Here is a 13,322-nt window from a genome sequence, read left to right as displayed (position 1 = left end):
CAGCAGGTGGTCGGAAGCCAGGCCCTGGGCGCAGATATTCAGGCGCCTGGCCACTTCATGGACGGGCTCATCGCGGAATAGCGCCATGCCCAGTACCAGCCAGAGCACCTGATCGGCAGGCAGGCGCCGCCGCCGGATGGTGGCCTGCGAGGAAAGGTGCAGCGCGGATTCCACCCACTCGACCGGAATGTTCTGGGTGAAGGTGCTCAGATCGGAGAAGTTGAACAGGTCGCCCAAGTCGAGCAGATGCTGTTGGAAAGACATAAAAAATCCGATGCCAGAAGTCTGGCATCGGATTTTCAGGGAAGGCCCCGCTGAGGCTCAAATGCTTAAGTGAACAGCATTACGCCGAACGGCGGGCTTTGGGGTATGAAACGGCAGCGATCTCAGGCCGGACGCAACGAATAGGTCTTCAGCTGGGCGGCGAAATCATGCAGCGACTGGATGCCGCTGGCCTCCGCCTCCTGCACCCACTGCTTGATCGCGGCGAGCATGTCGTGGCCGTTGGAGCTGGTCCGGGCCCAGATCTGCTGCAGCGCCAGGCGTTTCTCGTAGATCACCTTCAGCGCCTGGCTCTGCGCCAGCAGGTCCTGGATGCGCGCCTGCTGGCGTTCCTCGAGCAGGCTGGTCTCCCGCGACAGCAGGCGCTTGGCGCGGCGGAACTGGTGGCGGACCGACTGGTCGGCCTTGGCCAGTTCCTGCTTCACCAGCGGGCCGATCACCAGCTTGCGGTACTGCGCCATGATCTGGAAGCGGTTGTTGAGGATCGCCATGGCGGTATCCATGTCGAGGCTGCCCTTGCCTTCGACCCGGTGGGCGATCGGCGCGACCCGCGCCACCCTGGCCAGGCGCAGGAAGCAGAACAGCTTGATCCACGCCCAGCCCATGTCGAACTCCCACTTCCTCACCGACAGCTTGGCGGAGTTGGGGTAGGTGTGGTGGTTGTTGTGCAGCTCTTCGCCGCCGATCAGGATGCCCCAGGGCACCAGGTTGGTGGCGGCGTCGCGGCACTCGAAGTTGCGGTAGCCGACGGCGTGGCCGAGGCCGTTGACGACGCCGGCGGCCCACAGCGGAATCCACATCATCTGCACCGCCCACACGGTCAGGCCGAGGGCGCCGAACAGGGCCAGGTCGATGAGCGCCATCAGGGTCACGCCGGCGATCGGGAAGCGCGAATAGAGGTTCCGCTCGATCCAGTCGTCCGGGCAGTTCTTGCCGTAGATGCGCAGGGTCTCGGCATTCTTCGCCTCTTCCTGGTAGAGTTCCGCGCCCTTGCGCAGGACCGTGCCCAGGCCCTTGTAGATCGGGCTGTGCGGGTCATCGGCGGTCTCGCACTTGGCGTGGTGCTTGCGGTGGATGGCGGTCCACTCGCGGGTGTTCATGGCGGTGGTCAGCCACAGCCAGAAGCGGAAGAAGTGCTGCAGCGCGGGATGCAGCTCGAGCGCGCGGTGCGCCGAGTAGCGGTGCAGGTAGACCGTGACGCTGACGATGGTGACGTGGGTCAGGATCAGGGTGACCGCCACCAGTTGCCACGGCGACAGGTCGAGGAAGCCGTTGTACCACATGGATGAAGATGAGCCTCGGAAAAGGGAACGAAAAAGATGAGGTATTGCAATGGGTCAGTTCGCATTATCACTGACAATCCAGCGAAAACCATCCGGTCTTTTTGATACGAATTGCCAAATCCGGGCGTCCTATATACTCCTTTGTGAATATCTCCCCGCCAGCACCCCAATGAACCCACGTCTGAGCGCCCTGCGCATCTGCCTCGTCTACCTCGTCTTCGCCATTGCCTGGGTGCTGGTGAGCGACCATCTGCTGCAGGCCAGACTGACCGACACCGCCGAACTCCTGCAGTGGATGATCGGCAAGAAGTACCTCTTCATCGGCGTCACCACGGTCCTGCTGTACTTCGTCATGCTCCGCCATTTCCGCCGCCAGCAGCGCGTCTATGACGCCATGCGGCAGAGCGAGCAGCGCCTGAACCGCGCCCTCGAGGCGGTGGAGGACGGCATCTGGGACTGGGACCTGTGCAGCCACAAGGTCTTCTACTCCCCGGGCTACGCGAAGCTGATCGGCCTGCCGCCGGACCGCCTCAGCGATGACCTCGAACTCTGGGAAACCCGCCTGCATCCGGAGGACCGCGACACGGTGCTGGCCATCCAGCAGGACCATCTGAACGGGCTGACCCCTTCCTACGACTGCGTGTACCGGATGCTGCATTCCGATGGCGGCTACCGCTGGGTCCACACGCGCGGCCGGACGATCTGCGAGAACGGCGGCAAGCCGGTGCGGATGACCGGCACCATGCGCGACATCACCCACCAGCGCAGCAACGAGGACCATCTGCGCCAGGCCGCGGCGGTGTTCGAGGCGACCCAGGAAGGCCTGCTGGTGACCGACTCGCGCGGCAGCATCGTGCATACCAACCCGTCCTTCACCCGCATCACCGGCTACAGCGCCGAGGAAGTGCGCGGGCAGAACCCGTCGCTGCTCAAGTCCGGCCGTCAGGACCCCGGCTTCTACCGCGAGATGTGGCAATCCCTGGAGAGCACCGACGCCTGGAGCGGCGAGATCTGGAACCGGCGCAAGAGCGGCGAGGTGTATCCGCAGTGGCAGCACATCCGTGCCGTGCGCAACGAGCAGGGCCAGCTGACCCATTACGTCGCGGTGTTCTCCGACCTCAGCAACATCAAGCACTCGCAGCACGAGCTGGACTTTCTCGCCCACCACGACCCGCTCACCGGCCTGCCCAACCGCCTGCTCCTGCGCGAGCGCATCGAGCAGGCGCTGAGCCGCGCGGAACGGGAAAAGGGCAGCGGCGCCCTGCTGCTGCTCGACCTCGACCACTTCAAGCACATCAACGACAGCCTCGGCCATACCGTCGGCGACCAGCTGATCAAGGCCGTGGGCGAGCGCCTGCAAGGCTGCCTCGACGGCCAGTACACCCTGGCGCGCCTGGGCGCCGACGAATTCGCCGTGATCCTCGAAAGCCAGCAGCAGTACCACGCCAGCAGCCTCGCCCAGCGCCTGCTGGAGGCCATGCACGCGCCGTTCGAGATCAATGGCCAGACGATCTACGTTTCCGCCAGCCTCGGCGTCAGCCTCTATCCGGAGGACGCCGGGGACGTCGACGGCCTCATGCAGCACGCCGATGCCGCGCTGTTCCAGGCCAAGGCCAGCGGGCGCAACCTGTATGCCTTCTATACGCCGGAGCTGACCGCCCGCGCCCGCTCCCACGTGCAGGTGGAATCCGCCCTGCGCCAGGCGCTGGACCTCGACCAACTGCGCGTCTACTACCAGCCGGTGCACGACCTCGGCAGCGGCAAGGTGATCGGCGTCGAGTCCCTGGTGCGCTGGCAGCATCCCCGCCTCGGCCTGGTCGCGCCCGGCCACTTCATCCCGGTGGCCGAGGAAAGCGGGCTGATCACCGCCATCGACGCCTGGGTGCTGCGCGAAGCCTGCCGGCAGATGCGCGCCTGGCACGACCAGGGCATCGATCTCGACTTCATCGCGGTGAACGTCTCCAGCCGCCTGTTCAACCGCGGCGGCCTGGAACGGCGGGTCGCCCATGCGCTGCAGGAAAGCGGCCTGGCACCTCGTCATCTGGAGCTGGAAGTCACCGAAAGCGCGGTGATGCAGAACGTCGACCAGGCCCTGGAACTGTGCTCCCAGCTGCGTCTGCTGGGCGTGCGGCTGGCCATCGACGACTTCGGCACCGGCTATTCCTCGCTGATGCGGCTCAAGCGCATGCCGGTACACAAGCTGAAGATCGACCAGGGCTTCATCGGCGGCCTGCCGGACGACCGCCAGGACAGCTCGATCGCCTGCGCGGTGATCGCCCTGGCGCACAGCATGAACCTGACGGTGGTTGCCGAGGGCGTGGAACGCCCGGAACAGGCCAGCTTCCTTCTCGACCATGCCTGCGACATGGCGCAGGGCTACTGGTACGGCAAGCCGCGTCCGGCCAGCGAAATGCCCTGGGCCCGCGCCAGCGGGACCGCCTGACCCAGGACAAAACAAAATCGCATATCAAAATTCTTAAACAGTATTTTTAAGAATAAAAGCTTCCTGCTTAAGATGCGCTCACTGCCGCTGGCAACCTCACCTAGGAGCAGAACAATGAGCGCCACCCTCCGCAGCCTCGATGGCCAGGACGAATCCACCATTCTCCGCGAAGTCCAGAGCGCCCTGCGCGGCCTGCGCTTCGGCGCGGTGGAGATCACCGTGGACAACGGCCAGGTCGTGCAGATCGAACGCAAGGAAAAATTCCGTCTCCAGCAGCCTGCCGGCAAGCAGGCCTGAACCCCACGGCGTCGACTGGACCACCGGAGAATCGCCTGATCGTTTTTGCGCCGCAGTCCTACTGCCCGCGCGCCCATGACAACAGCCAACGAAAAAACACCAGAAGCCGATTTTCCAGGAGCTGCACCATGTCCATCCGCCGTTTCGCCCTGGCCACCCTGGCCGGTGCCCTGATTTCCACCCTGGCCGCCGGTCCGGCCGCCGCCGCGACGCAACTGCTCAACGTTTCCTACGACCCGACCCGCGAGCTGTACCAGGCCTACAACGCCGCCTTCGCCAAGCACTGGAAGGCCGCCGGTGGCGACGACCTCACCGTGCAGCAGTCCCACGGCGGCTCCGGCAAGCAGGCGCGCGCGGTGATCGACGGCCTGAAGGCCGACGTGGTGACCCTGGCCCTGGCCGGCGACATCGACGAACTGAACAGGCACGGCGGCCTGCTGCCCGCCGACTGGCAGGCGCGCCTGCCGGACAACAGCACCCCCTACACCTCGACCATCGTGTTCCTGGTGCGCAAGGGCAACCCGAAGGGCATCAAGGACTGGGGCGACCTGACCAGGGAAGGCGTGGAAGTCATCACGCCGAACCCGAAGACCTCCGGCGGCGCGCGCTGGAACTTCCTCGCCGCCTGGGCCTGGGCGAAGAAGGAGTTCGGCAGTGACGAGAAGGCCGAGGCCTACGTCAAGGACCTGTACAAGCACGTGCCGGTTCTCGACACTGGCGCCCGCGGCTCGACCATCACCTTCGTCAACAACCAGATCGGCGACGTGCTGCTGGCCTGGGAGAACGAGGCGTTCCTGGCGAAGAAGGAACAGGGCGGGGAGAACTTCGAGATCGTCGTTCCGTCGCTCTCCATCCTCGCCGAGCCGCCGGTCGCAGTAGTCGACAAGGTGGTCGACAGGAAAGGCACCCGCAAGGTCGCCGAGGAATACCTGAAGTACCTGTACAGCGAGGAAGGCCAGCGCATCGCCGCGCAGAACTTCTACCGCCCGCGCAACGAGAAGGTCGCTGCGGAGTTCGCCCAGCAGTTCCCGAAACTCAACCTGGTGACCGTCGACAAGGACTTCGGCGGCTGGAAGGAGGCGCAGCCGAAGTTCTTCAACGACGGCGGCATCTTCGACAGGATCTACCAGGCGCACTGAAAGCCGGACGTGCGATGAACCCCGCCACCGGCCGCATCGAGCGGTCGGTGGCTTGTTGGCGAGAAGTGAACCCGGAGGGATACGCCCCCCGGCAACTCAGAGAAAGGACGGACAATGTCACGCCGAATTTCCCCGGTCATACCCGGCTTCGGGCTGACTCTGGGGTACACCCTGGTGTATCTCAGCCTGTTGGTGCTGATTCCGCTGGGGGCCATGTTCCTCAAGACCACCCAGCTCACCTGGGACCAGTTCTGGACCATCATCACCGCGCCGCGCGTGCTCGCCGCACTGAAGCTCAGCTTCGGCACCGCACTGATCGCCGCATTGATCAACGGCGTGATCGGCACGCTGCTGGCCTGGGTGCTGGTGCGTTACACCTTCCCCGGACGCAAGATCATCGACGCGATGATCGACCTGCCCTTCGCCCTGCCCACCGCGGTCGCCGGCATCGCCCTCACCGCGCTGTACGCGCCCAACGGCCTGGTCGGCCAGTTCGCCACCGACCTCGGCTTCAAGATCGCCTACACCCCGCTCGGCATCACCCTGGCGCTGACCTTCGTGGTCCTGCCCTTCGTCGTGCGCACGGTGCAGCCGGTGCTCGCCGACATTCCCAGGGAAGTCGAGGAAGCCGCCGCCTGCCTCGGCGCCCGGCCGCTGCAGGTGTTCCGCCACGTGCTGCTGCCGGCGCTGCTGCCCGCCTGGCTGACCGGCTTCGCCCTGGCCTTCGCCCGCGGCGTCGGCGAGTACGGCTCGGTGATCTTCATCGCCGGCAACATGCCGATGAAGACCGAGATCCTGCCGCTGCTGATCATGGTCAAGCTGGACCAGTACGACTACACCGGCGCCACCGCCATCGGCGTGCTGATGCTGGTGGTCGCCTTCGTCCTGCTGCTGCTGATCAACCTGCTGCAGCGCCGTATCGAAACGCCTTGAGGAGCGCGCCATGAGTACCGCAAGCCTTTCCGCCGCGGCCGCTGCCAACGCCGCTCGCCGGGGTAACGTCTGGGGCCGTCGCGCCCTGATCGGCCTGGCCTGGCTGGCCTTCGCCCTGTTCCTGCTGCTGCCGCTGTTCGTGGTGCTCAGCGAGGCGCTGAAGAACGGCCTGGGCACCTTCGTCGAGTCGATCCTCGAACCGGACGCCATCGCCGCCCTCAAGCTGACGCTGATCGCGGTGGCCATCTCGGTGCCGCTGAACCTGGTGTTCGGCGTCTCCGCCGCCTGGTGCGTGACCAAGTTCGAGTTCCCCGGCAAGAGCATCCTGGTGACCCTGATCGACCTGCCGTTCTCGGTCTCGCCGGTGATCGCCGGCCTGATCTACGTGCTGCTGTTCGGCGCCCAGGGCTACCTGGGGCCGTGGCTGAACGAGCATGACATCCAGATCGTCTTCGCCGTGCCCGGCATCGTCCTGGCGACCCTCTTCGTCACCTTCCCCTTCGTCGCCCGCGAACTGATCCCGCTGATGCAGGAACAGGGCACCCAGGAGGAAGAGGCGGCGCGCCTGCTCGGCGCCAACGGCTGGCAGATGTTCTGGCACGTGACCCTGCCGAACATCAAATGGGGCCTGATCTACGGCGTGGTGCTGTGCACCGCGCGGGCGATGGGCGAATTCGGCGCGGTGTCGGTGGTCTCCGGGCACATCCGCGGCGTCACCAACACCCTGCCGCTGCACGTCGAGATCCTCTACAACGAATACAACCACGTCGCCGCCTTCAGCGTGGCCAGCCTGCTGCTGCTGATGGCGCTGGTGATCCTGCTGCTCAAGCAGTGGAGCGAGTCGCGCCTGTCCCGACTGAAAGCCAATGCTGATGAGGAATGAGTAATGAGCATCGAAATCCGTAACGTCAGCAAGAACTTCCATGCCTTCAAGGCGCTCAACGACATCAACCTGGATATCAAAAGCGGCGAACTGGTCGCCCTGCTCGGCCCGTCCGGCTGCGGCAAGACCACCCTGCTGCGGATCATCGCCGGCCTGGAAACCCCGGACGCCGGCAACATCGTGTTCCACGGCGAGGACGTCTCGCAGCACGACGTGCGCGATCGCAACGTCGGCTTCGTGTTCCAGCACTACGCGCTGTTCCGCCACATGACGGTGTTCGACAACGTCGCCTTCGGCCTGCGCATGAAGCCGAAGAAGGAACGCCCGAGCGAGGCGCGGATCGCCGAGAAGGTCCACGAACTGCTCAACATGGTGCAGCTCGACTGGCTCTCCGACCGTTATCCGGAACAGCTTTCCGGCGGCCAGCGCCAGCGCATCGCCCTGGCCCGCGCGCTGGCGGTGGAGCCGAAGATCCTGCTGCTCGACGAACCCTTCGGCGCCCTCGACGCCAAGGTGCGCAAGGAACTGCGCCGCTGGCTGGCGCGCCTGCACGAGGAGATCAACCTGACCTCGGTGTTCGTCACCCACGACCAGGAAGAGGCGATGGAAGTCGCCGACCGCATCGTGGTGATGAACAAGGGCGTGATCGAGCAGATCGGCTCGCCCGGTGAGGTCTACGAGAATCCGGCCAGCGACTTCGTCTACCACTTCCTCGGCGACTCCAACCGCCTGCACCTGGGCGACGACGAGCACCTGCTGTTCCGCCCGCACGAAATCTCGCTGTCGCGCCACGCCGAAGCGGAACACCGCGCCGCCGAAGTCCGCGAAATCCGCCCGCTCGGCGCCATCACCCGGGTGACGCTGAAGGTCGAGGGCCAGGAAGAACTGATCGAGGCGGAAGTGGTGAAAGACCACCACAGCCTCACCGGCCTGGCGCGCGGGGAAATCCTCTACTTCAAGCCGAAGGCGTTTCAGCAGGTGGCGAGCGTCTGACACGGTCGCGGGCATGGCCCGCTCCTACACCGGGATTCGCGAGCAAGCTCGCTCCTACACGGCAACGACGGCCCTCGTAGGAGCGAGCTTGCTCGCGAACCTGGGATGTAGCGCGGAGATCACGGGTCATAGGAGCGGGCCATGCCCGCGACCAATCGCCCCGCCCTACTCCCTGCCCAACACCTCCGCCAGCATCCCCCGGCTCGCCTCGATGATCGCCCTCTGCGTCTCCTCGCTGGCGACCATCCGCGCCAGCACCAGCGCACCGACGCACTGGGTCAGCAGCGCCCAGGCATCCTGCTCCGAGCCCAGCACCTCCGTCCACGCGCGCTGCAGCTTCAGCAGCCAGTGCTCGGCTGTCTCGCGCACGGCGACGTCGGCGCGGGCGATCTCCGCGCCCAGGCTCGGCAGCACGCAGCCCTTCTCCGGGTGCTGCACGTGCGCCAGATCGAGATAGCGCCGCAGGCAGCGCTCCAGCTTGTCGCGGCTGAACTCGCCCTTCTCCCCGGCCAGCATCCGCGCGCTGTGGCTCAGCTCATGGGCGACCACCGCGGCGAACAGCTCGTCCTTCGACGAGAAGTGGCTGTAGAACGCCCCGCCGGTCAGGCCGATCGCCTTCATCAACCCATCGACGCCTGCCGTGGCGAAACCGCCGCGCTTGGCGATCGCCCCGCTGCTGTGCAGCAGGCGCTGGCGGGTGTCTTCCTTGTGGCTGGCCGAATAGCGCATGGGATTCTCCGGATACGGCTTGACGGATGAAGAAACCATAACATAACGTTCGTTTACCTAACGATCGTTTAACCAAGAGAGCGCGCCATGGACAACGAGAAGAAAGTCGTGCTGGTGATCGGCGCCGGCGATGCCACCGGCGGGGCCATCGCCCGGCGCTTCGCCCGCGAAGGCTACGTCGCCTGCGTCACCCGCCGTTCGGCGGACAAGCTGCAGCCGCTGGTGGACGCCATCCGTGCCGAGGGCGGCGAGGCCCATGGCTTCGCCTCGGATGCGCGCAAGGAAGAGGAAGTCGTCGAGCTGGTGGAAACCATCGAGCGCGACATCGGCCCGATCGAGGCCTTCGTCTTCAACATTGGCGCCAACGTGCCCTGCAGCATCCTCGACGAAACCGCGCGCAAATACTTCAAGATCTGGGAAATGGCCTGCTTCGCCGGCTTCCTCAGCGGCCGCGAGGTGGCCCGGCGCATGGTCGCCCGCCAGCGCGGCACCATCCTCTTCACCGGCGCCACCGCCGGCCTGCGCGGCGCGGCCAACTTCGCCGCCTTCGCCGGCGCCAAGCACGGCATCCGCGCGCTGGCCCAGAGCATGGCGCGGGAGCTCGGTCCGCGCGGCGTGCACGTGGCCCATGTGATCGTCGACGGCGCCATCGACACCGAATTCATCCGCGACAGCTTCCCGGATAAGTACGCGCTGAAGGAGCAGGCGGGCATCCTCGATCCGGAACACATCGCCGAGAACTACTGGCACCTGCACAGCCAGCCGCGCGATGCCTGGACCTTCGAGCTGGACCTGCGGCCGTGGATGGAGACCTGGTAGGAACAGGCGGACGCAGGAGCGTCCAGGGATGCATTCCCACGCGGGAGCGTGGGGACGACGAAAACCGACAACCCGGGAAAACGACAATGAACAGGACCGTGGAATTCTTCTTCGACTTCGGCAGCCCCACCAGCTACCTGGCCTACACCCAGCTGCCGAAAATCTGCGCCGAAACCGGCGCCAACCTGGTCTACCGGCCGATCCTGCTCGGCGGCGTCTTCCAGGCCACCGGCAACGCCTCGCCCGTCGAGATACCGGCCAAGGGCCGCTACATGCTGGCGGACATGCAGCGCTTCGCCGCGCGCTACGGCGTGCCGCTGAAGATGAACCCGGCCTTCCCGCTCAACACCCTGCTGCTGATGCGCGGCGCCGTAGCCATGCAGCTGCGCCAGCCGGAGCGCTTCGCCGCCTATGTGGAGGCGATCTACCGCGCCATGTGGGTCGACCAGCGCAATCTCGGCGATCCGGCGGAACTGGGCGCGGTACTGGCGGCCGCCGGGTTCGATCCCGAGGAACTGCTCGCGCTGACCGCCGAGCCGGAAATCAAGGAAGCGCTCAAGAGCGCCACCGAAGAGGCCGTCCGCCGTGGCGCCTTCGGTGCGCCGACCATGTTCGTCGGTGAGAAGATGTTCTTCGGCCAGGATCGGCTGGATTTCGTCCGCGAAGCCCTCGCCTGATCCCGCCACAGCACAGCGGCAGCCCGCGGATTGCGGACTGCCGCACAAAATCCCCATCGCACCACGTCCGGCATTGCACTTCGCCATTGCCTGTCGGACGTCGGCCTAGGAAACTTTTCGGTCTGTAGGAAATGTCAGCGGCAGGATTGCCGCTGAGGCGCGTGGAACGGAAGCCGCGCGGCAGGACCGATGCCCACCCGGCATCGGCGGACCCAGCCCGGCCAGGACAGCCGGAAGGTTCCCTCCCACATCGCTCATGCCCGGCATCCCGCGGTATGTTCCGGCCAGGCGTCCGGCGGCTCGAAAAACAACAACAACAGGGAAATTCCCGCCATGATCCGCAAGTCTTTCCTGCTGCACTCCTTCCTGATCTGTCTCGCGCTGTTCAGCCAGTACGCCCAGGCCGACATTCCCGCCGATGAACTGCAACGGCAGACCATGCAGGTCTATGCCAGCCAGTCGGTGGGCAGCCTGCTGCTGTATCGCGGCGAAGGCTTCCAGGAGGAACACCTGGCGCAACTGAACGGCGACCTGGCTGCGCTGCAACGCGCCGTCGACGCATATCCGCAAGCGGACGAGGAACTGCGCCAGGCCAGCCGGAAGCTCGTCGGCCTGGTGCGCCAGGGCGCCGCCTTCGGTCCGAACGAAGAGGATGTGCCGTGGCGCTATTCCAAGGACCTCGCCCATGGCCTGCTGGGCTTCCTCAAGCAGTCCGAGCGCTTCGCCCCGGCCGCCGATGCCCAGGGCGAGCTGGCGGCCTGGCAGCTGCCGGCGCGCATCGAATTCCTCTCCATGCTCTACCTGGGCCGCTCCTACATCGGCAACCTGGAAATCGCCCGCGAGCAGCCCGACAAGTACTACGGCCAGGACGAAAGCGTGCTGGTGCCGCAGGTGGACAAGGAGATACAGCAGCTCAGCGCCCAGGACGCCGCTGCGCTGAGGAAGCTGCAGAGCCGCTGGAAATACCTGCAAAGCGCGCTGAGCGACCTGGACAGCAAGACCAACTCGCCGGTGACCCTGTCCGGCCGGCCCTGGGCACCGATCACCGTCGCGCGCAATGCCCGCGCCATATCCATGCAGCTGCTGCAGATCAGCCAGGGCCACTGACGGCCCGGTTCAGGCGGGGACGGCGAGCGGTTCGTCGCGGGTCCCCGGCTGTTCCCCGCTTTCCATCTGCGAGGCTCGTCCGACCAGCAGCGCATCGGGCGGACAGGCCACGCGCAGGTCCTTGCCCGGGTAGTCCAGGGTGTGCAGGAAGTGGCGGATGCAGTTGATCCGCGCGCGCTTCTTGTCGTCGGACTTGATGGTGATCCACGGCGCGTCGGCGGTGTCGGTGTGGAAGAACATCGCCTCCTTGGCCTGGGTGTAGTCGCTCCACTTGTCCAGCGACTGAATGTCGATGGGCGACAGCTTCCAGTGCTTGAGCGGGTCGTCGCGGCGCGAGACGAAGCGCCGCAGCTGTTCCTCGCGGCTCACCGAGAACCAGTACTTGAACAGCTGGATGCCATTGCGCACCAGCATGCGCTCCAGCTCCGGCGCCTGCTGCATGAACTCCAGGTACTCGCGCGGCGTGCAGAAGCCCATCACCCGCTCGACGCCGGCGCGGTTGTACCAGGAGCGGTCGAAGAAGACCATTTCCCCGGCGGTCGGCAGGTGCTGGATGTAGCGCTGGAAGTACCACTGGCCGCGTTCCGCGTCGCTCGGCTTCTCCAGCGCCACCACCCGGGCGCCGCGCGGGTTGAGGTGCTCCATGAAGCGCTTGATGGTGCCGCCCTTGCCCGCCGCGTCACGCCCCTCGAACAGCACGACGATGCGCTGGCCGGTCTCCTTGACCCAGTTCTGTACCTTGAGCAGCTCGACCTGCAGCTCGGCCTTGAGCTTCTCGTACTGCTTGCGCTGCAGGCGCGTGCGGTAGGGGTAGCCGTCCGGCAGTTTCGCCGAGGTGGAATCCTCGTTGCTGCCGTGCGGCGCCAGCGCCACCGTGCGCGCCACCGGGCCGTCGCTGATGCGGCGGATTTCCTCTCCGGCTGCGCTGACCAGTTCCGGCGCGCCAGCCTCGGCTGCGGTCGTATCGACGAGTCGGGTTTGCGGCATGACGTTCTCCTCTAGATTCCGCGAGTCCTTTCCCCACTCTATGCCCGCGCCTCCCGGGCCGGTTGACGAGCATCAAGCGCTGCCGGGCGGGCGCGAATAGGCGATGATGTGCCTCAACCCCGCCCACGGTTCCGCCGCGAACCGCATCCCCACGGAGAAATCCCATGAGCGAACGAGACGACAGCGACGAGGCCTTCGCCGAGGAAACCCTGCTCCAGGCCATCGAGAACCAGATCGAGAGCGACTCGCCGCCCGCGGCCCGCGCGGTGTTCAACAAGCTGAGCCTGGTCGGCTACGAGCGCGAGGAGATCCTGCGCATGATGGCCGTGGTGCTCGCCTGGGAGATCCAGGCCATGCTGCGCGCCGACCGGCCCTTCGATGGCGTCCGCTACGAACAGGCGCTGCGCGCCCTGCCGGAACTGCCCGAAGAGGAATGAGCTTGCCGGGCGTACCGGCGATGTGGCTAAACTGCACCCACTGCCATCCACCAAGGAGTTGTCATGGCTATCACCCACGAGCTGGTTGCGGAACTCGAACTTCTCGCGTTATTCGACCTGGACAACAGCCAGGCCGGCCTGAAAGTGCACCATGACGCCTCGCCCTCGGCGGTCGAGGCGGCCAGGCGACTGCATGCCAAGGGGCTGATCGACAAGCCCGACGGCGGCTACCTGACCAGCCTCGGGCTGGACGCCGCCGAGCACGCCCAGGTGCTGCTGGGCATCCTCCGCCCCAGCTGAGCCTAAAGCCCCG

General features: G+C 65.9%; 15 protein-coding genes. 11 read left to right on the top strand and 4 right to left on the bottom strand.

Annotated elements, in window-relative coordinates; all coding sequences use genetic code 11:
* Window positions 1-264 (bottom strand): transposase domain-containing protein (locus BLR75_RS24850; protein WP_175469377.1); only part of this gene is annotated, 264 nt, incomplete at its 3' end.
* 122 nt (window positions 265-386) lie between these two features.
* Window positions 387-1,565: a delta-9 fatty acid desaturase DesA gene (gene desA / locus BLR75_RS24845; RefSeq protein ID WP_084314895.1), complete on the bottom strand. Its 1,179-nt coding sequence runs from the start codon at window positions 1,563-1,565 to the stop codon at window positions 387-389.
* Window positions 1,566-1,734: 169 nt separating this feature from the next.
* On the opposite strand from desA, the gene BLR75_RS24840 reads away from it, so the two are divergent.
* From BLR75_RS24840 to BLR75_RS24815, 6 genes are all read left to right on the top strand, one after another.
* Window positions 1,735-4,008, top strand: a complete 2,274-nt coding sequence (locus BLR75_RS24840; protein ID WP_084314894.1) for a putative bifunctional diguanylate cyclase/phosphodiesterase — start codon at window positions 1,735-1,737, stop codon at window positions 4,006-4,008.
* Window positions 4,009-4,122: 114 nt separating this feature from the next.
* Window positions 4,123-4,305, top strand: a complete 183-nt coding sequence (gene oscA / locus BLR75_RS24835) for a sulfur starvation response protein OscA (RefSeq protein WP_084314893.1) — start codon at window positions 4,123-4,125, stop codon at window positions 4,303-4,305.
* A 128-nt stretch (window positions 4,306-4,433) separates the two neighbouring features.
* Window positions 4,434-5,444, top strand: a complete 1,011-nt coding sequence (locus BLR75_RS24830; RefSeq protein ID WP_084314892.1) for a sulfate ABC transporter substrate-binding protein — start codon at window positions 4,434-4,436, stop codon at window positions 5,442-5,444.
* Between the two features lie 114 nt (window positions 5,445-5,558).
* The gene (gene cysT, locus BLR75_RS24825; protein ID WP_084314891.1) at window positions 5,559-6,377 is read left to right on the top strand and encodes a sulfate ABC transporter permease subunit CysT; all 819 of its coding nucleotides are present in this window, start codon (window positions 5,559-5,561) and stop codon (window positions 6,375-6,377) included.
* Window positions 6,378-6,387: 10 nt separating this feature from the next.
* Window positions 6,388-7,260, top strand: a complete 873-nt coding sequence (cysW, locus tag BLR75_RS24820) for a sulfate ABC transporter permease subunit CysW (protein ID WP_084314890.1) — start codon at window positions 6,388-6,390, stop codon at window positions 7,258-7,260.
* Window positions 7,261-7,263: 3 nt separating this feature from the next.
* Window positions 7,264-8,253: a sulfate/molybdate ABC transporter ATP-binding protein gene (locus BLR75_RS24815; RefSeq protein WP_084314889.1), complete on the top strand. Its 990-nt coding sequence runs from the start codon at window positions 7,264-7,266 to the stop codon at window positions 8,251-8,253.
* A gap of 165 nt (window positions 8,254-8,418) precedes the next feature.
* On the opposite strand, the gene BLR75_RS24810 is transcribed toward BLR75_RS24815, so the two are convergent.
* Window positions 8,419-8,982 (bottom strand): TetR/AcrR family transcriptional regulator, encoded by a 564-nt coding sequence (locus BLR75_RS24810; protein WP_084314888.1) that lies wholly within the window; start codon window positions 8,980-8,982, stop codon window positions 8,419-8,421.
* An 87-nt stretch (window positions 8,983-9,069) separates the two neighbouring features.
* Here BLR75_RS24810 and BLR75_RS24805 point away from each other — a divergent pair, with 87 nt between their 5' ends.
* The 3 genes from BLR75_RS24805 (at window position 9,070) to BLR75_RS24795 (ending at window position 11,585) form a co-directional block, all read left to right on the top strand.
* Entirely contained in the window at window positions 9,070-9,801 is a 732-nt protein-coding gene (locus BLR75_RS24805; RefSeq protein ID WP_084314887.1) for an SDR family oxidoreductase, read from the top strand.
* A gap of 86 nt (window positions 9,802-9,887) precedes the next feature.
* Window positions 9,888-10,478 carry a 2-hydroxychromene-2-carboxylate isomerase gene (locus BLR75_RS24800; RefSeq protein ID WP_084314886.1) on the top strand — a complete coding sequence of 197 codons (591 nt, stop codon included), beginning with the start codon at window positions 9,888-9,890 and terminating at the stop codon, window positions 10,476-10,478.
* Between the two features lie 333 nt (window positions 10,479-10,811).
* Entirely contained in the window at window positions 10,812-11,585 is a 774-nt protein-coding gene (locus tag BLR75_RS24795; RefSeq protein WP_084314885.1) for a hypothetical protein, read from the top strand.
* Window positions 11,586-11,594: 9 nt separating this feature from the next.
* Here BLR75_RS24795 and ppk2 read toward each other — a convergent pair whose 3' ends face one another.
* The gene (ppk2, locus tag BLR75_RS24790; protein WP_169720296.1) at window positions 11,595-12,470 is read right to left on the bottom strand and encodes a polyphosphate kinase 2; all 876 of its coding nucleotides are present in this window, start codon (window positions 12,468-12,470) and stop codon (window positions 11,595-11,597) included.
* Window positions 12,471-12,736: 266 nt separating this feature from the next.
* Here ppk2 and BLR75_RS24785 point away from each other — a divergent pair, with 266 nt between their 5' ends.
* Window positions 12,737-13,009 (top strand): hypothetical protein, encoded by a 273-nt coding sequence (locus BLR75_RS24785; protein ID WP_084314883.1) that lies wholly within the window; start codon window positions 12,737-12,739, stop codon window positions 13,007-13,009.
* A gap of 63 nt (window positions 13,010-13,072) precedes the next feature.
* Window positions 13,073-13,309, top strand: coding sequence for a TIGR02647 family protein (locus BLR75_RS24780; protein ID WP_084314882.1), 237 nt, complete (start codon window positions 13,073-13,075; stop codon window positions 13,307-13,309).
* Window positions 13,310-13,322 lie beyond the last annotated feature (13 nt).

The organism is Pseudomonas jinjuensis (assembly GCF_900103845.1).
GTDB lineage: Bacteria > Pseudomonadota > Gammaproteobacteria > Pseudomonadales > Pseudomonadaceae > Pseudomonas > Pseudomonas jinjuensis.
Note: the sequence above shows the minus strand (reverse complement) of the source record. Positions and strands in the feature narration are given on the sequence as shown.

Coding starts and splice junctions, on each gene's coding strand:
- BLR75_RS24780 (WP_084314882.1), top strand. CDS start 13,073: ATGGCTATCACCCACGAGCTGGTTGCGGAACTCGAACTTCTCGCGTTA.
- BLR75_RS24810 (WP_084314888.1), bottom strand. CDS start 8,982: ATGCGCTATTCGGCCAGCCACAAGGAAGACACCCGCCAGCGCCTGCTG.
- BLR75_RS24840 (WP_084314894.1), top strand. CDS start 1,735: ATGAACCCACGTCTGAGCGCCCTGCGCATCTGCCTCGTCTACCTCGTC.
- BLR75_RS24800 (WP_084314886.1), top strand. CDS start 9,888: ATGAACAGGACCGTGGAATTCTTCTTCGACTTCGGCAGCCCCACCAGC.
- BLR75_RS24805 (WP_084314887.1), top strand. CDS start 9,070: ATGGACAACGAGAAGAAAGTCGTGCTGGTGATCGGCGCCGGCGATGCC.
- cysW (WP_084314890.1), top strand. CDS start 6,388: ATGAGTACCGCAAGCCTTTCCGCCGCGGCCGCTGCCAACGCCGCTCGC.
- desA (WP_084314895.1), bottom strand. CDS start 1,565: ATGTGGTACAACGGCTTCCTCGACCTGTCGCCGTGGCAACTGGTGGCG.
- BLR75_RS24795 (WP_084314885.1), top strand. CDS start 10,812: ATGATCCGCAAGTCTTTCCTGCTGCACTCCTTCCTGATCTGTCTCGCG.
- BLR75_RS24815 (WP_084314889.1), top strand. CDS start 7,264: ATGAGCATCGAAATCCGTAACGTCAGCAAGAACTTCCATGCCTTCAAG.
- cysT (WP_084314891.1), top strand. CDS start 5,559: ATGTCACGCCGAATTTCCCCGGTCATACCCGGCTTCGGGCTGACTCTG.
- BLR75_RS24830 (WP_084314892.1), top strand. CDS start 4,434: ATGTCCATCCGCCGTTTCGCCCTGGCCACCCTGGCCGGTGCCCTGATT.
- BLR75_RS24785 (WP_084314883.1), top strand. CDS start 12,737: ATGAGCGAACGAGACGACAGCGACGAGGCCTTCGCCGAGGAAACCCTG.
- oscA (WP_084314893.1), top strand. CDS start 4,123: ATGAGCGCCACCCTCCGCAGCCTCGATGGCCAGGACGAATCCACCATT.